The sequence below is a fragment of the Acinetobacter sp. AOR34_HL genome (assembly GCF_027854795.1).
Classification (GTDB): Bacteria; Pseudomonadota; Gammaproteobacteria; order Pseudomonadales; family Moraxellaceae; genus Acinetobacter; species Acinetobacter junii.
Window position 1 is genome coordinate 120,160 of record NZ_JAKTID010000043.1, and the last position, 17,168, is coordinate 137,327.

General features: G+C 38.7%; 14 protein-coding genes. 6 read left to right on the top strand and 8 right to left on the bottom strand.

What is annotated here, in order from left to right; genetic code table 11:
* Window positions 1-81: 81 nt before the first annotated feature.
* A complete protein-coding gene (locus MKL32_RS07450; protein WP_126131928.1) occupies window positions 82-1,494 on the bottom strand; it encodes an amino acid permease in 1,413 nt (470 codons plus the stop codon).
* Window positions 1,495-1,804: 310 nt separating this feature from the next.
* Window positions 1,805-3,298 (bottom strand): alanine/glycine:cation symporter family protein, encoded by a 1,494-nt coding sequence (locus MKL32_RS07455; protein WP_270900364.1) that lies wholly within the window; start codon window positions 3,296-3,298, stop codon window positions 1,805-1,807.
* A 353-nt stretch (window positions 3,299-3,651) separates the two neighbouring features.
* On the opposite strand from MKL32_RS07455, the gene radA reads away from it, so the two are divergent.
* Window positions 3,652-5,043: a DNA repair protein RadA gene (gene radA, locus MKL32_RS07460; protein ID WP_126131927.1), complete on the top strand. Its 1,392-nt coding sequence runs from the start codon at window positions 3,652-3,654 to the stop codon at window positions 5,041-5,043.
* Between the two features lie 82 nt (window positions 5,044-5,125).
* Window positions 5,126-6,094 carry a Tim44 domain-containing protein gene (locus MKL32_RS07465; protein ID WP_075696254.1) on the top strand — a complete coding sequence of 323 codons (969 nt, stop codon included), beginning with the start codon at window positions 5,126-5,128 and terminating at the stop codon, window positions 6,092-6,094.
* A gap of 482 nt (window positions 6,095-6,576) precedes the next feature.
* Here the strand turns inward: MKL32_RS07465 and MKL32_RS07470 are convergent, their stop codons facing one another.
* Window positions 6,577-8,205, bottom strand: a complete 1,629-nt coding sequence (locus MKL32_RS07470; protein WP_004952882.1) for an inorganic phosphate transporter — start codon at window positions 8,203-8,205, stop codon at window positions 6,577-6,579.
* A gap of 436 nt (window positions 8,206-8,641) precedes the next feature.
* Between MKL32_RS07470 and metH the strand changes: the two genes are divergently transcribed.
* Window positions 8,642-12,328, top strand: coding sequence for a methionine synthase (gene metH, locus MKL32_RS07475; RefSeq protein ID WP_004959911.1), 3,687 nt, complete (start codon window positions 8,642-8,644; stop codon window positions 12,326-12,328).
* 202 nt (window positions 12,329-12,530) lie between these two features.
* Entirely contained in the window at window positions 12,531-13,364 is an 834-nt protein-coding gene (locus tag MKL32_RS07480) for a TIGR02391 family protein (RefSeq protein ID WP_004959914.1), read from the top strand.
* Between the two features lie 65 nt (window positions 13,365-13,429).
* Here MKL32_RS07480 and MKL32_RS07485 read toward each other — a convergent pair whose 3' ends face one another.
* Window positions 13,430-13,816 carry an endonuclease domain-containing protein gene (locus tag MKL32_RS07485; RefSeq protein WP_017397291.1) on the bottom strand — a complete coding sequence of 129 codons (387 nt, stop codon included), beginning with the start codon at window positions 13,814-13,816 and terminating at the stop codon, window positions 13,430-13,432.
* A gap of 14 nt (window positions 13,817-13,830) precedes the next feature.
* Window positions 13,831-14,316, bottom strand: coding sequence for a peptide deformylase (gene def / locus MKL32_RS07490; RefSeq protein ID WP_004913704.1), 486 nt, complete (start codon window positions 14,314-14,316; stop codon window positions 13,831-13,833).
* A 127-nt stretch (window positions 14,317-14,443) separates the two neighbouring features.
* Here def and MKL32_RS07495 point away from each other — a divergent pair, with 127 nt between their 5' ends.
* Complete coding sequence (locus MKL32_RS07495) at window positions 14,444-14,647, top strand: hypothetical protein (RefSeq protein WP_004913706.1); 204 nt, start codon at window positions 14,444-14,446, stop codon at window positions 14,645-14,647.
* A gap of 78 nt (window positions 14,648-14,725) precedes the next feature.
* On the opposite strand, the gene MKL32_RS07500 is transcribed toward MKL32_RS07495, so the two are convergent.
* Both MKL32_RS07500 and MKL32_RS07505 read right to left on the bottom strand, forming a co-directional pair.
* Window positions 14,726-15,217 carry a DUF2505 family protein gene (locus MKL32_RS07500; RefSeq protein WP_039908215.1) on the bottom strand — a complete coding sequence of 164 codons (492 nt, stop codon included), beginning with the start codon at window positions 15,215-15,217 and terminating at the stop codon, window positions 14,726-14,728.
* A 108-nt stretch (window positions 15,218-15,325) separates the two neighbouring features.
* The gene (locus MKL32_RS07505; protein WP_004913710.1) at window positions 15,326-15,616 is read right to left on the bottom strand and encodes a hypothetical protein; all 291 of its coding nucleotides are present in this window, start codon (window positions 15,614-15,616) and stop codon (window positions 15,326-15,328) included.
* Between the two features lie 249 nt (window positions 15,617-15,865).
* Between MKL32_RS07505 and MKL32_RS07510 the strand changes: the two genes are divergently transcribed.
* Entirely contained in the window at window positions 15,866-16,306 is a 441-nt protein-coding gene (locus MKL32_RS07510) for a universal stress protein (protein ID WP_212639240.1), read from the top strand.
* Between the two features lie 99 nt (window positions 16,307-16,405).
* Here the strand turns inward: MKL32_RS07510 and MKL32_RS07515 are convergent, their stop codons facing one another.
* Window positions 16,406-17,152 carry an IS5 family transposase gene (locus tag MKL32_RS07515; protein WP_004912080.1) on the bottom strand — a complete coding sequence of 249 codons (747 nt, stop codon included), beginning with the start codon at window positions 17,150-17,152 and terminating at the stop codon, window positions 16,406-16,408.
* Between the last annotated feature and the right edge of the window lie 16 nt (window positions 17,153-17,168).

Genomic DNA, 17,168 nt, shown 5'->3' on the forward strand with positions numbered 1-17,168 from the left:
AGCGTGAACCTCAAATTGGCTAAAGTCCAAACATAAAAAAACGCCAACATAAGCTGACGTTTTCATATATCACGGTTGATCTTATTTTTTCTTTGCGAAGAAATAACCAATGATCAGAATAATGAACCAAATTGGACTGACAATCAGAGATTTTCGAGTATCTTCATCCAATGCTAAAACGCCAATCGTACATAAGAAGAAAATAATCACGATCCAGCATGTCATCACACCACCTGGCAATTTAAAAATTGACTGCTCATGAAGTTCAGGAGATCGTTTGCGGTAGTTCATATAACTCCACATAATGATAATCCAAACGCAAATGAACAAAATCGTAGATAAGGTCGTTGCCAAAACAAATGCTGTTACTTCATCGTTAGTTCCGCTTTGTAACTTATATACAAACTGAATCAATGCACCGATGAAAATACAGATCGCTGAGAAAATCAATGCGTTTGCTGGAACAGCTGCTTTAGACAAACCTGCAAATAGTCGTGGCGCTTGTTTATCTGTTGATAAACCAAAAAGCATACGACTCGTTGAGAATACCCCACTGTTCATAGATGACATTACCGAAGATAACACCACCAAATTCATAATAATTGCAGCAGATGCAATACCAGCCTGAGAGAAAATATTCACAAATGGGCTGACTTTAGGATTGATCTGATCCCAAGGCGTGACACTCATTACGACAAAAAGAGCCAAGACATAGAAAATGATAATACGTATTGGAATCGAGTTAATCGCTTTGGGTAAGTTTCTCTGAGGGTCTTGAGTTTCAGCAGCTGTAGTTCCGACAAGCTCTACCCCTACAAATGCAAAAATTGCAATTTGGAATCCTGCAAGGAACCCTTCGAAGCCTTTAGGGAACATACCTCCATGCGTCCATAAGTTTGAAACGCTGGCTACAGTTCCCGATGTATTGGTAAAACCAGTGAAAATCATCCATAAACCTACAAGGATTAATACAATAATCGCTGTGATTTTCACCATTGCAAACCAGAATTCCATTTCACCAAATAACTTCACGGTAACGAGATTCAGACCCAATACGAATGCTATGGCAACGGTACTAATCAACAAACCACCTAAAGGCGTAAATGACTGTCCACCATTAAAAAATTCCAGGTAATAAATAATCGCAGACAGGTCAGCAATACCAATCGTGACCCAACATAACCAATACGTCCAGCCAACGAAATAACCTGCCCACGGACCAATCAAGTCAGTTGATAAATCAATAAATGATTTATAGTTTAGGTTTGAAAGCAATAATTCGCCCAATGCACGCATGACAAAGAACACCATCAAACCAATCAACATATAAATAAATAGAATTGATGGGCCAGCTAAACTAATCGTTTTACCTGAACCCATAAACAATCCTGTGCCGATTGCGCCACCAATTGCAATCAGTTGAAGATGTCGATTAGATAGACTACGGTGAAGCCCACTTTGCTCGTTGACCTCACCTAAATTTTGATTCGACATTTTTACAAAAACTCTCCAGTATCTTTCGTTCATTAGCTAATGATCAAATCAAAATGACAATTCGCACCATTTAATGGCATCTTCTTGCACTGTAAATTGTTTTGATGATGTTTTAGCTAACCAATTTTCTGTCTGTACAACTCAACATTTCAAGTTAAATACAAATGGGCCTGATCATACGCACAAGGATGTACCAACTCAATGCACTTTTTTGACTCCATATTTTTCAATGGCTTAAAAATTAAGCAATAAAAAAGCAGCCTCTGAAGGCTGCTTTTTATCTAGATTTTTACTTTAATTTATTATGATATTACTTTTGTTTATTCTTAATACGATCTTCCCAGAACGTAGCATTACGAATACCAAGTTTTACTGGATCAAAAGTAAACTCTTTAACACCCGCTTTTTGCTGCTGTTCATAATCTCTTAATGCTTTAATCGTTGGTTTCCAAATGAAGTAAGTCACAATAATACCAATGATGTTAATCCAAGCCATTAAGCCCACACCGATATCACCAATTCCCCAAATATAGCCCGTCGCACTGATTACGCCATATGAAACAGAAAGAATGATGAAGCATTTGGTGATAAATAATAAAGATGGAGTTTTGGTAATATAACTTAAATAAGTAATGTTGGTTTCAGCGATATAGTAATAGGCAACAATCGTTGTAAATGCGAAGAAGAATACAGCTAACGCAACAAAGATTTGTCCAAAACCACCAAATACCGTGCTCACAGCCATTTGTGTAAATGCTGGCGAACCAATTTCAGCTGTAGCAGCAACGTTTTGTACAATAAATTGACCAGCTTCTAATGTACCTTGAACGTTATACATGCCCGTGATCAAAATCATAAATGCAGTAGCAGAGCAAACAAATAAAGTATCGATATAAATTGAGAATGCTTGTACTAAACCTTGTTGAGCAGGATGCTGTACCTCAGCTGCGGCAGCGGCATGTGGTCCTGTACCCTGTCCTGCTTCATTCGAATAAACACCACGTTTTACCCCCCAACCAATTGCAGCACCCAGACCTGCCATAGGAGAAAAGGCATCAGCAAAAATTAAGGAAATCACACCAGGTAACTTATCAATATTGATGAAGACAATAATTAAAGCCATCAAAATATAGCCTGCCGCCATAAATGGCACCACGAATTCAGCAAATTTTGCAATTCGTTTAATACCACCAAAGATAATGACCGCAAGTAATGCCACAATCACAACTAAAGCTAAAAGCTTATAAGTACCGACGTTTCCAAATACAATCGCACCTTCACCAGTAATTTGAGTGAATGCGTTACCAACCGCATTTGCTTGAATACCTGGTAAGAATAAACCACATGAAATAATTGCTGCGATTGCAAATAGAATCCCTAACCAACGTTGACCTAGACCACGGTCAAAATAAAACGCAGGACCACCACGATATTGACCTTGATATTCAACTTTATAGATTTGACCCAAGGTTGATTCAACATATGCGGTACTTGCTCCTAGAAAGGCAACGACCCACATCCAGAAGACTGCACCTGGTCCACCAAAACCAATTGCAGCAGCAACGCCTGCAATATTACCTACACCAACACGACCTGACAGTGAAACAGCGAGTGCTTGAAACGAAGAAATACCTTGTGCTGATGAGCCTCCTTTAATGAGGAGCCTTATCATATCTTTGATCTGACGAACTTGAACAAACCTTGTTAGGACGGAGAAAAATAAACCTGCACCTAAACATAAATAGATCAGAGCTTTGCTCCAAATAATACTATTTATCCAATCAACAATTTCTGCTGCACTCATAAACACCAACCTTTTGTATAATTTAAAAATATATCAATTGATACATTTTCATTTGTCTGAGCACCAGCAATATTTATGCCATTCAATATAATTCTTATGACAACAAATGAGCAAATGCTCAAAGACCTTCCGTGGAAAAAGTGAATTTAAAGAATTTTTCGACTCAAAAAACCTACTATATCTTACTTGTAAAAGTCTTATATCGTGTTATTTTTCTGAGCACTTCCCTTTAACCAGTCAATTACGAAAACACCGTTTACTCTTAATTCCTTATCAAGAAAATGAACGATATTGATCTTTTCCGTAATTACTCTACTTTTTAACTAATTTATCGCAAATTTTCAATTTTATATATGGCAAAAATTAAAACTGTTTATCGATGTGAACAATGTGGCGCCGATCATCCAAAATGGGCAGGACAATGCTCTGAATGTGGAGAATGGAATAGCCTCGTAGAAGTTCGCATAGAGCCAATCGTATCCCACAGAGCGCAATCAAAGATGGGAGGCGGTTATGCAGGTCAAGCAGCGAGTATCACAACTCTAAATAAAATTTCCGTTTCACATGAAACTCGTCTACCTACTGGGATTGGCGAATTTGATCGCGTACTCGGTGGCGGTTTAGTGACTGGATCAGTCGTTTTAATCGGTGGTGACCCTGGTATAGGAAAATCTACCATCTTATTGCAAACAGCTACTCACATGGCAGCAGCTAAAAGTTCCGCGCTTTATGTCACAGGTGAAGAATCATTATCACAAGTCGCTTTACGTGCGCAGCGATTAGATTTACCTACAGACCAGCTCAAAGTAATGGCTGAAACCTGTGTGGAAAGAATCTGTGAAGTATTGGCTCAAGAAAGACCAGCCGTTGCGATTTTAGACTCGATTCAGACCTTATATACAGAAACCTTACAATCTGCACCAGGTGGTGTCTCACAAATCCGTGAATCAGCCGCCCTGCTCACACGTTTTGCAAAAAATAGCGGAACAGCGTTATTTATCGTGGGACATGTAACTAAAGAAGGTGCTTTAGCTGGACCACGTGTGCTTGAACATATGGTGGATTGCGTACTGTATTTCGAAGGTCAGTCGGATTCTCGATATCGTATGATTCGTGCCGTGAAAAACCGTTTCGGAGCAATCAACGAGCTAGGTGTCTTTGGCATGACCGATAAAGGGCTACGAGAAGTCGCCAATCCCTCAGCTATTTTCCTCAGTCGTTATGATGAAGCCATTCCGGGTTCAATTGTGATGATTAGCCGTGAAGGCACTCGCCCATTACTCGTTGAAGTTCAAGCTCTTGTTGATGATGCACATGCTCAACCTCGGCGTGTTGCATTAGGACTTGAACAAAATCGTCTGAACATGCTGCTTGCAGTAATGCATCGACATGGTGGTGTTCAAACTGCGGGACAAGATGTTTATGTCAATGTCGTAGGTGGATTAAAGATCACGGAAACTGGTTCAGATCTAGCGGTATTACTCGCCTGCGCTTCAAGTTTGCGTGGTAAAGCATTACCACAACAACTGGCTGTTTTTGGTGAAGTTGGTTTATCAGGTGAAATACGCCCAGTTCCAAATGGTCAGGAGCGGTTAAAAGAAGCGGCAAAACATGGTTTTAAATATGTGATTTTGCCGAGAGCAAATGCACCACAAAAAAGTATTGATGGTGTTCAAATCGTTGCTGTAGCTCGTTTACATGAAGCATTGACTAAAGCAATGCAGCTTAGTGATGAGCTGACATAAAAAAACATACTTTTTTAGTTGAAATTATCAACGAATACCTTCATAAATACACTTACATCTTGGAATTAAATAGGAATTTTCGATGCAAGTACACCAGCGTGGCTTGATGGCAGCTTTATTGATGGCAACTTTGGTCGCAGCACCAGTTGCAGAAGCTAAACGTGCGGGCGGTGGCAAAAGTCATGGTATGACTCGTTCAACAACGACGACTCAATCTCAGCCAACTACAACTCAATCGTACCAACAACCTACAACTAAAACTACGACGACTCAAAAATCAGGTCCAGGCGTAGGTTCTATGGTTGCTGCTGGTGTAGCAGGTGCTGCTGTAGGTGCAGTTGCTGCAAATGCATTGGCAGATGACAACAATCCTACTTCTGCTGAGCAGCAAGCTGCACAAGAAGAGGAAAAAGGTGGTATTCCAGGTTGGTTATGGGTACTCCTAGCTGCTGCAGTTGCATTCTTTGTATTCCGTAAATTCGGTGCAAAAAAAAAATTAGCCACAGCTAATCCATATGCTCCAAATAATAACGGTCAAAACAACTTTGGCCGTCCTGTAAGCCCACAACCAACTATGCGTCAAACGGCTGGTGACAACACCAATATTTTTGGTCAATCAGTTGGTGGTGGCGTTGCGACTCAGGCACCGTTTGGTGGTGCATCAATGAGCAGTGGCAACCAATTACCTGATGGGACTGAACCTGCTGCTTTCCTTCGCATTGCACGCCAACGCTTCAATCACATTCAATCAGTAAATAGCGCAAACAATATCGAAGAAATTCGTCGTTACTTGACTCCTGAGCTTTATAACTCAATGTATAGCGACATCATGGCTAACCAAGACCAAGATGTGGCTGAGTTTAGCAATCTTAATGCGATGGTTGCTGAAAGCACAACTGAAAATGGACAATATGTGGTTAGCGTTCGTTTCACCGGTACGGTAAGTGAAGATTTAAATAGCTTGCCACAACCATTTACTGAAATTTGGCACTTTGTTAAACCTGTTGGCTCGCAACAAGATTGGGTTGTGGCAGGAATCCAACAAGCATAATTGCTAATATCATTTAAAAAAGGAGCTATTCAATAGCTCCTTTTTTTTATTGGTGCAATTTTATGAGAAATAAAAAAAGCCACTCTCGATTTCTGAGAATGGCGGAGTGTAAACGAAATTTAAGTAAAACGTTGTTTACAATAAGGATAACCAAACATATAAGCATCTTCATAATAATTAATATTTATCAGGAAACATATTCCACATTTGGGGAATAGCCTTCACTTTCTTAATTTTTTAGATGCACATGCTGCTGATTTCGATTTCATAGATGGATAGTTTAATGCAAAGCTAAAAATGACTAGTTACAACGTAAAAAAAAGAGCTGGAATCAATGTTTAAAACAATCTATTGGTTCAGGTGACTAAGCCTTTGCTTAGGAACAGATATACTAATAGTGCAATCAGCTCAAAAGATTAAAGCAATAAAAAAGCCTTGCCGAAGCAAAGCTTTTATTTCTGTTCTAAATCTTCTAACTATACTTAAGACACAAACTGTAGGAATACCCAGTACAAACCACCTGACAAACAGATCGTTGCAGGTAAGGTAAATACCCAAGCTGAAAGTATGGTACGAACTGTTGCAAAATTCAAACCTGATTTATTTGCCACCATCGTACCTGCAACCGCACTGTTTAAAACGTGTGTTGTTGATACAGGCATACCTAAACCATCAGCAGCAGCAATCGTACTCATCGCAACTAATTCCGCTGACATACCTTGACCATATGTCATGTGGTTTTTACCGATACGCTCACCCACTGTAATCACGATACGTTTCCAACCCACCATCGTACCTAGACCAAGAGCAAGCGCGACTGCGACCTTCACCCAGTTTGGAATGTATTGTAAGAACGAATCTAAGTTACTACGATATTCTTTTACCAATTTTTCTTGGTCTTTATTCATTTCAGGTAAAGCATCTGCTTTATCTAAACGTTTAAATGTCGTTGTACTTAAATACATGTCATTACGAATTTCACTCACAGCAGCTTCAGGAATATCCTTTAAGTTGCCATAAGTCGCTACACGATCACCCAAATGAGAGGTCATGCTTGCAAGAGCAGGAACAACTTCTGGGGTTTGCTCTTTGGTTTGAATAAATTTCGTCAAAACTTCGCGAGCTTTTTCATCAGATAATTCATTCTGATTGACATTCAATACTGTCGCTGTTTGAGCCGAAAGCTGTTCGAATGATTGTAGATGTTGAGCATCTAAGTTTTTATTCAATGAATAAGCCAAAGGAACTAAACCAATCAAAATCAACATGATTAAGCCCATGCCTTTTTGACCATCATTTGAACCGTGCGCAAAACTTACACCCGTACAGGTAAAGATTAAAATCGCACGAATAAGTGGTGGTGGTGGTTTGTTACCAACAGGAGGTTGGAACAATTCCAATTGGCGCTTAAAAATTGTTTTAACCAGTAAGAATACAATTGCTGCAAATGCAAAACCGATCAAAGGTGAAAATAACAATGCCTTTCCGACTTTGATGACTTGATCCATATCAATGCCGCTGGTTGCGCCAGTTGATGCATTTAACAAGTGATTCATGATCCCCACACCCAAGATCGAACCGATCAAAGTATGAGAACTTGATGCAGGAATACCTAAGAACCAAGTTCCTAAGTTCCACAGAATCGCTGCAATCAACAGTGCAAAAACCATAGCAAAGCCAGCACCACTGCCGACATTCATGATCATTTCAACTGGAAGTAATGCAATAATTCCGTAAGCAACTGCTCCACTTGCCACCATAACTCCAAGAAAGTTACAGAAGCCAGCCCACATCACTGCAACAGGTGCAGGTAAGGCATTGGTGTAAATTACGGTTGCTACAGCATTCGCTGTATCGTGAAAACCATTTACAAACTCAAAACCTAAGGCAATGAATAATGCCGTAGACAAAAGAATAACTGAATATAAACTCAAAGGTGGTACATGCGCTAAATCAGCACTCACCTGAAATCCAATATATATAAGTGTTGAAACAATGATCGTCAAAAACACCGGCATAAAGAATTTCGGTGTAGGTACATGTACATTCGTCGATTTTGCCGAAGAGTTGGCAAGCGGTGAATCCGAAACAGGAGGAATATTAGAATTCATGTAGACGGTTAGAGGATAAAAAAATCCCCTGTATTGTTTAATTAAATTATGACAATTATATGACAAAGAGATGTCATATAAAGCTGATATTTCATCATTTCAGCTCATTTTGTGATGTTTTTTGTTCTAATCTTTAATCTATTAAATTAAATATCCCTTTAAATACAATATGATATAAAAACAAAAAGTCTTAAAAACTGTTTGTCTGATTTTGCAACAAATGCTACAAAATATGACATCAATTTGTCATATTTCAGTTCATTCGCTGGTTTTTGGAGCATTATTCCTCATAATTATTACAAATTAATGAAGGTTTTGTGACACATCAAAATTGAACTGAAGAATCAGTGCTCTGTGTTGTTGAAAATACGCGCTTTCTGTTCGCTTCTGTTACAATGCCTCAGCTTTTTATATTTGCCATATACTGGGGTTCCTTATGTCCACGCTTGCCACCCTGAAATCTCTTCTCGCCCAACGCATCTTGATTATTGATGGTGCAATGGGAACCATGATTCAACGCCATAAATTAGAAGAAGAAGATTATCGTGGTGAACGTTTCGCAGATTGGGCTTCTGATCTCAAAGGTAATAATGACCTTTTAGTACTGACTCAACCGCAGATTATTCAGGGTATCCATGAAGCTTATTTGGATGCTGGTGCAGACATTATTGAAACCAACAGCTTCAATGGTACACGTGTTTCAATGTCAGATTATCACATGGAAGATCTTGTACCTGAGATCAACCGTGAAGCAGCACGTCTTGCGAGAGCGGCTTGTGACAAATACTCTACCCCAGATAAGCCACGATTCGTGGCAGGTGTACTCGGTCCTACATCACGTACATGTTCGATCTCACCGAACGTCAATGATCCAGCATTCCGTAATATTACTTTCGATGAACTAAAAGAAAATTATATCGAAGCAACACACGCCTTAATTGAAGGTGGTGCTGACATTCTATTAATCGAAACAGTTTTCGATACATTGAACTGTAAAGCGGCAATCTTTGCGGTCAAAGAAGTCTTTAAGCAAATCGGTTATGAACTTCCATTGATGATTTCAGGTACGATCACAGATGCCTCAGGTCGTACATTGACAGGTCAAACTGCTGAAGCATTCTGGAACTCAGTGCGTCATGGTGATTTGCTATCAATTGGTTTTAACTGTGCATTGGGTGCAGATGCAATGCGCCCTCACGTTAAAACGATTTCTGACGTTGCAGATACCTTTGTTTCAGCCCATCCTAATGCTGGTTTACCGAATGCATTTGGTGAGTATGATGAAACCCCAGAACAAACCGCAGCCTTTATTAAAGAATTTGCTGAGAGTGGTTTGATCAATATTACTGGTGGTTGCTGTGGTACCACACCAGACCATATCCGTGCGATCTACCAAGCTGTTAAAGATATTCCACCACGTAAAATTCCTGAGACTGTTCATGCTTGCCGTTTGAGTGGTTTAGAACCATTTAATATTTATGATGATTCTTTATTCGTAAACGTTGGTGAACGTACTAACGTTACAGGATCAAAAAAGTTCCTTCGTCTCATCCGTGAAGAAAATTTTGCAGAAGCTTTAGAAGTCGCTCAGCAACAAGTTGAAGCTGGTGCGCAGATCATTGATATCAACATGGATGAAGGGATGCTCGATTCGCAAGGTGCGATGGTGCATTTCCTGAACCTTGTCGCTTCAGAACCTGATATTTCGCGTGTGCCGATCATGATTGACTCATCGAAATGGGAAATCATTGAAGCAGGTCTAAAATGTGTTCAAGGTAAACCTGTTGTAAACTCGATTTCCTTAAAAGAAGGTTATGACGAGTTTGTCGAAAAAGCTCGCCTCTGCCGTCAGTACGGCGCAGCAGTTATTGTCATGGCTTTTGACGAAGTTGGTCAGGCAGATACCGCTGAACGTAAACGTGAAATTTGTAAACGCTCTTATGACATTTTAGTCAATGAGGTTGGCTATCCAGCTGAAGATATTATTTTCGATCCAAACGTGTTTGCAGTAGCAACAGGGATCGAAGAACACAATAACTATGCCGTAGACTTTATTGAAGCGACTGGTTGGATCAAACAAAACTTACCACATGCCATGATTTCTGGTGGTGTCTCTAACGTTTCGTTCTCATTCCGTGGTAATGAACCTGTACGCGAAGCGATTCACTCAGTATTCCTCTATCATGCCATCAAACAAGGCATGACTATGGGTATCGTAAACGCTGGTCAGATGGCGATTTATGACGATATTCCAAAAGAACTGAAAGATGCGGTTGAAGACGTTATCCTCAATCAAAATCAGGGAGAAAGTGGACAGGAAGCCACTGAAAAATTACTTGAAGTTGCAGAAAAATATCGTAGTCATGGTGGCGCAGCCAAAGAAGCTGAAAATCTTGAATGGCGTAATGAGTCTGTCGAAAAACGTCTTGAATACGCTTTAGTTAAAGGTATTACCACGTATATCGATCAAGATACTGAAGAAGCACGTTTAAAATCAAAACGTCCGCTTGATGTGATCGAAGGCCCATTAATGGACGGCATGAACGTTGTGGGTGACTTGTTTGGTTCAGGAAAAATGTTCCTTCCTCAAGTCGTTAAATCTGCACGCGTCATGAAACAAGCTGTAGCATGGCTCAACCCATACATTGAAGCTGAAAAGTCAGAAGGACAATCTAAAGGTAAAGTCCTGATGGCAACGGTAAAAGGTGACGTACACGATATTGGTAAAAATATTGTGGGTGTTGTCTTGGGTTGTAATGGTTATGACATCGTTGACCTTGGCGTGATGGTACCTGCAGAAAAAATTCTGCAAACAGCAATAGATGAGAAATGTGACATCATTGGTTTGTCAGGTTTGATCACCCCTTCTTTGGATGAAATGGTCTTTGTTGCCAAAGAAATGCAACGTAAAGGTTTTAATATTCCTTTATTGATCGGCGGTGCAACCACATCAAAAGCACATACCGCAGTTAAAATTGATCCTCAATATTCAAATGATGCAGTAATTTACGTCGCGGATGCTTCACGTGCAGTGGGTGTCGCAACCACCCTACTTTCTCCTGAAATGCGCGGTAACTTTATTGCAGAGCATCGTGCTGAATATGCCAAGATTCGTGAACGTTTAGCAAATAAACAACCGAAAGCTGCAAAATTGAGTTATGCAGAATCAGTCGAAAACGGTTTTAAAATTGATAATAACTATGTACCACCAAAACCAAATGCTTTGGGTACACAAGTTATTAAGAATTATCCGCTTGAAACCTTAGTTGAATATTTTGACTGGACACCATTCTTTATCTCTTGGAGTTTGGCGGGTAAATTCCCGAAAATTTTAGAAGATGAAGTGGTCGGTGAAGCAGCAACTGATCTTTATAATCAAGCGCAAGCGATGCTGAAAGACATCATTGAAAATAAACGTTTCGATGCCCGTGCTGTGTTTGGCTTATACCCTGCTCAGCGTACTGGTGCAGATACTGTCAGCGTATTTGATGAATCAGGTCAAAATCGCACTCATACGTTTGAGCACGTACGTCAGCAATCAGACAAAGTGACAGGTAAACCAAACTTGTCTTTGGCGGATTATATTAAGCCATCTGAACAACCTGAAGATTATCTCGGTGGTTTCACGGTGTCGATCTTTGGTGCTGAAGAATTGGCCAATGAATATAAAGCCAAAGGTGATGACTATTCAGCAATTTTGGTTCAGTCTTTAGCGGATCGTTTTGCAGAAGCTTTCGCTGAACATTTACATGAACGTATCCGTAAAGAGTTCTGGGGCTATAAAGCGGATGAAACGTTGAGTAATGAAGAACTGATCAAAGAGAAATATGTCGGTATTCGTCCTGCTCCAGGTTACCCTGCTTGCCCAGAGCATTCTGAAAAAGCGGTGTTATTCGATTGGTTAGGTTCAGAAGCGAAGATTGGTACGAAGTTGACTGAACACTTTGCGATGATGCCGCCATCTTCTGTAAGTGGTTTCTATTATTCGCATCCTCAAAGTGAATACTTTAATGTGGGCAAAATCTCTCAAGATCAACTTGAGGATTATGCAAAACGTAAAGGCTGGACACTCGATGAAGCAAAACGCTGGTTAGCACCGAATTTAGATGATTCGATTGGTTAAACTTTTGTAATAAAAAATCCCCCCGATTGAGGGGGATTTTTTGAATTGGATCTCGTTTGCCTTCTTTAAAAAGAGAGAGATATCATATGATTAATCGAATTAGGTGACTGCTCCTCCCTTTTCAAAGGGAGGTTGGGAGGGATTGAATTGATATTACAAAAACATATACTTAGAATATACACATCCTTGAAAATTAAAGTAAATGATGGCAATAATTAAAAATATTGATCTTGGTAGTCTAGAAAGTATTTGTAAAATTTTAGGTGATACATATCACGGGATTTCAGGAACTGAAATTTCCAAATATCTTGCTGAAACAAATATCAAAGACCCACAATTAAACTCTACAAAATGGAAGCGTTTGTATGATGCTCTTAGTATCAAGCAAAGTGAAGATCGCTGTTCTAACAATGTTCTAGCTTTTATCAAATATGTACTACGTCCATCCCGCAACATCCATAGAAAAGAATGGTTTAAAAATATAAGAACCGAACTAAATTATGTATTGTCATTTGAAGGCTTAGAACTAACTGAAAGTGGTGATATTAGAACAACAGCTAAAGTAAACACTTTTTCTGAGGCTGAGGAGCGAGCTCAAAATTTAAGAAAAACATTATTAGACCGAAAAATTCATTCTGACGTCCTTACTTTTTGTAAAGCTGAATTACTTGTCGATAATTATTTTCATGCTGTATTTGAAGCAACTAAAAGTATTGCAGAAAAAATTAGAATAAAAACAGACTTAACTACAGACGGTTCAGAATTAGTAGATCAAGCTTTTTCATATAGAGGTAAGATTCCTTATTTAGCACTAAATAATCTAACAAGTGAAAGTCATGAAAGTGAGCAGAAAGGATTCATGAATTTATTAAAAGGAGTTTTTGGAACTTTTAGAAACACTACAGCGCATGCTCCAAAAATAGCATGGGAAATCAATGAACAAGATGCTCTTGATATTTTATCAATGATTTCTCTTATTCATCGAAAACTAGATAAAGCAGTAGAAGCTAAAAAAATATACGAAGGAAGTTTTTAATCCTCCCCAACCCTCCTTTAAAAAGGAGGGAGTAGCACGAATCCGCGGTATTCATCCAATTCACACTAAAGCCCCCTTTTATCAAAGGGAGATTCTAATCTTTGCTCAGCAATACAATAAACCTGCTCTACTACTGCATCTATTTCGGTCAAAATCAGATGATTACTAAACCTTAATGTCACAAGTTCAAGCTCGTTTAAAGCACGGTCTCGACTTCTGTCTGCTTCCAACCCATCTTGGGTATAGTGTTGTCCACCATCACATTCAATAACTAAATTCACTGCTGGACAATAAAAATCCACAATATAATTTAATAAAGGTTTCTGTCGATAGAACTGTAACCCTAAAATCTGTTTACGGCGCAATCTTGACCATAGCAATTGTTCTGCATCAGTCATGTTGCTTCGTAAATCTCGTGATGGAAGTTTTAAGTTCTTATTGTAAGGCTTCATTATTAATTTAACTTCTAAGCACTCAAACGCTCTACAAACAACACACCATCTAAATGATCAACTTCATGTTGAACAATACGTGCAGGAAAACCATCAAATGTTGTTTCAATCACCTCACCTTGTAAAGTGTGATAACGGACTTTGATACTCTGTGCTCGTTGCACTTGCCCACGCTCATCAGGAACACTTAAACATCCCTCTTCCCCCAAACAAGTCGCTTGAGAAAACTCCAAAATCTCAGGATTAACCATCACCACAGCATCCATTTCAGGGGCATCGGGATAACGAGGATTGGGACGAGATGCCACGATAATTACACGCTTGGATATATAAACCTGTGGAGCAGCAATTCCAACACCATTACGCTCCAACATCGTTGCATGCATCGCAGAAGCCAGTTGCAACAACCATTCACTATTAAACTCTGCATCTGAGACTAAAGCTGCTTTAATTTTTAAAATCTCTTCACCACGTTGTGCTACTGGCAAAATTACACTCATCACAGAACCTTATAATTTTTAAATCGAACTTAGATTGATACTATTGGATTATGAATTTGGCTTCTATCATTTTCATTTAAGAATCTTGTCATAATATTTTCTTATTAAAAAAACATATGGAATTGGCATGAATGCACTACCACTTTATTTGAGTGTTCTTTTTAGTTCGATTGGCTTAGGCTATTTTATATATGGTAAGAGACAGAAAATGACTGTGCCTCTGATCTGTGGCTTATTGCTTATGCTATTTACTTATTTTATTGAGAGTACAACTATGATCAGTATGATTGGGCTAATACTTTCCATAGTTCCTTATTTTCTGCGCTTCTAGACAATAAAAAAACTCCCCTTCATCAAACCTTTCTTCGTTAGATCAGTCGATTCAGGAGAGTTTTATTTTCAGCTTAAATTAAAGTTGTTTCTTTAATTCATCTTCTACGATTTCAATTTCAAGTTGGCTAAATTTACGAATTTCGCCTTCAGCGTGCTTTTCAAGCATACCGCCAATCAAAGGTACTTTTACTTTCACATTCCAAGTCAATGAAATATCTACTTTTTCACTATTACCTGTAACTTTACGTTCAGCTTTAGCCTCTAAAGGAAGGTTTGCGCCAAGTTCTACAGTCGAAGTTAGATTTTTAAGATTAGTAATATCTGAACGTTTTAAGCGGAATGCATTTTTTAATAATTTTTTAGCAACATCTGGAATGCTGACGTCAAGATTGTATTCACGACGCAAAGTATAAATGTCGCCATTTACATTTGACTCAAGAATTTCGAGGTTATCCCCAGGGATACGTTTACACACTGCTTCATGCAATGAGGTTTGAGCAACTAATCGTCTAAAATCTTCAATTGAAACACCGTGAATTGTTTCATTAACCGTAAATTGATGCGCCATTTTAAAATTTCCGTTTCGTTTTATTTGGGATTTCATCTCTGCTCGGAAGTATAACATTGAGATAAAAATCGCAAAGGCTGTTTACTCTAAAATAGATGACTGTTCGGATTAGTTATTTTTATTGTAGTCATGTCGCATGCCAAGTTTTACCGTGACTTTTTCAGTTCGACTGATATATAGATAGTGTCGCCCATACTCTATGATGGCGTAAAATTGCTCTGCCCCATCATCTAAGCCTGTCGCTGACCACGTCGTACCTTGCGGAAACTCATCCAACCATTCTGCTTTATAAAAATCCGAAACAGAATCAAATCCCAAATATTGATCAGGATCAGCCATGATTTTCGCAGCAACCTGATCAAACTTCTGCTGTTTAAATGCTTCTAAATTGAGTAACACTGAGATTCCTTTAGGTTAAAGTTTGATTAATAAAAAGAAGCAGACAGTCATGTGAGTTTGAAAGTAAATTACAAAAATACCGATATTTTGTTATATCTCTATTTTGCTGTGGAATTTACTGTATTGCAGCAATATTTTCAGTTTTATCATACATTTTTGATCATGGTCTAATTTGCTAGACGACGTTCAATATGCTATCAACATAATATAACTTTATCTTTTTACAACGATAAACAATAAGGAGCAAATATGTCTTATCAAAATATTTTAGTTGCAGTTGATGACTCTCCAATTTCTTATGCAGCCATTGAGCATGCACTGTCTTTAGCTAAATTATCTGGGGCAAAGGTCACGGTATTGAGTGTTGTTGCGGTTGATCCTTATGTGGGCGTAGATTTTTATCAAGTTGCACCCGCAATTACAGAGCATTTTATGCAAGCAGAGGCGCATGCTAAAACACAGTTGCAAGATATCGCTCAGTCATTTACGCGTGATGGAATTCAAGTAACCACCAAAATACATCATGGTCCAGCAAGCGAAGGGATTATCTTTGTCGCAGAGGAAGTCGGCGCTGACTTAATTATTATGGGTTCTCATGGTCGTACTGGCGTTAAACGTTTATTACTCGGTAGCGTAGCACGTGCTGTATTGACCGAATCACATATCCCTGTGTTGATCGTCAAACAGTAATAAACAAAGCTTCGAAAAAAAACCTTGTGATTTTGCACAAGGTTTTTTCATTTTTTAAATTTATTAGGGTCTGTTGACATTTACTGTTCATAATTAAACCTATAAAGGTAGCCATAAAAATATACAGGCTAAGGCAACAGCACTTTGATAATTTCTTTTGAGCTTGTCATATCGAGTAGCTATCCCTCTAAATTGTTTTAATCTACAAAACATATTTTCAACTAAATGCCTGATTTTATATAAATACCAGTCCATATGATCATTGTTCGATTGGCTATTTATTTTCTTTGGTATATTCGCTTTTGTTCCTGTTTTTCTGATCTGCTCACGCAGTGGTTCTGAATCATAGCCTTTATCTGCGCATACCACTTCTGTCTCTTTTAAATCTAATGTTGCTATTAAATCAGGTGCAACTTTGATGTCATGTGTAGTGCCATCGGTAATCATGAAATCAATAGGATTGCCATGTGAATCAACAATCAAATGTATTTTTGAGGAGTTTCCTCCTACACTTTTAGAAATGGATTGATTCGCTATACCGGCAGAATGTTGATGAGCACGTACGTGAGAGCCATCAATAAAAATCCACTCCATATCGGGGCATGATGCTAATAATTTGAATAATCTAAGCAACTTACCGCTGCTTGACCAACGATTAAAACGTTTGAAAATAGAGTTTGATTGACCGAAATAGGAAGGAATATCTCGCCACGGACAGCCTGTTCTAATTCTATAGAGAATAGCTTCAATAAAATTACGTAAATTTGAGTTGTGATGAATAGATAAATTACGCAAAATAGTTTTCAACTTTTGCCAGTGTTGATCTGTCAGCATGGTACGAGGCATAGCGAATAGTAAAATT

Coding starts and splice junctions, on each gene's coding strand:
- MKL32_RS07495 (WP_004913706.1), top strand. CDS start 14,444: ATGAATGCACTACCACTTTATTTGAGTGTTCTTTTTAGTTCGATTGGC.
- MKL32_RS07500 (WP_039908215.1), bottom strand. CDS start 15,217: ATGGCGCATCAATTTACGGTTAATGAAACAATTCACGGTGTTTCAATT.
- MKL32_RS07480 (WP_004959914.1), top strand. CDS start 12,531: ATGATGGCAATAATTAAAAATATTGATCTTGGTAGTCTAGAAAGTATT.
- MKL32_RS07465 (WP_075696254.1), top strand. CDS start 5,126: ATGCAAGTACACCAGCGTGGCTTGATGGCAGCTTTATTGATGGCAACT.
- MKL32_RS07515 (WP_004912080.1), bottom strand. CDS start 17,152: ATGCCTCGTACCATGCTGACAGATCAACACTGGCAAAAGTTGAAAACT.
- radA (WP_126131927.1), top strand. CDS start 3,652: ATGGCAAAAATTAAAACTGTTTATCGATGTGAACAATGTGGCGCCGAT.
- MKL32_RS07485 (WP_017397291.1), bottom strand. CDS start 13,816: ATGAAGCCTTACAATAAGAACTTAAAACTTCCATCACGAGATTTACGA.
- MKL32_RS07450 (WP_126131928.1), bottom strand. CDS start 1,494: ATGTCGAATCAAAATTTAGGTGAGGTCAACGAGCAAAGTGGGCTTCAC.
- metH (WP_004959911.1), top strand. CDS start 8,642: ATGTCCACGCTTGCCACCCTGAAATCTCTTCTCGCCCAACGCATCTTG.
- def (WP_004913704.1), bottom strand. CDS start 14,316: ATGAGTGTAATTTTGCCAGTAGCACAACGTGGTGAAGAGATTTTAAAA.
- MKL32_RS07470 (WP_004952882.1), bottom strand. CDS start 8,205: ATGAATTCTAATATTCCTCCTGTTTCGGATTCACCGCTTGCCAACTCT.
- MKL32_RS07510 (WP_212639240.1), top strand. CDS start 15,866: ATGTCTTATCAAAATATTTTAGTTGCAGTTGATGACTCTCCAATTTCT.
- MKL32_RS07455 (WP_270900364.1), bottom strand. CDS start 3,298: ATGAGTGCAGCAGAAATTGTTGATTGGATAAATAGTATTATTTGGAGC.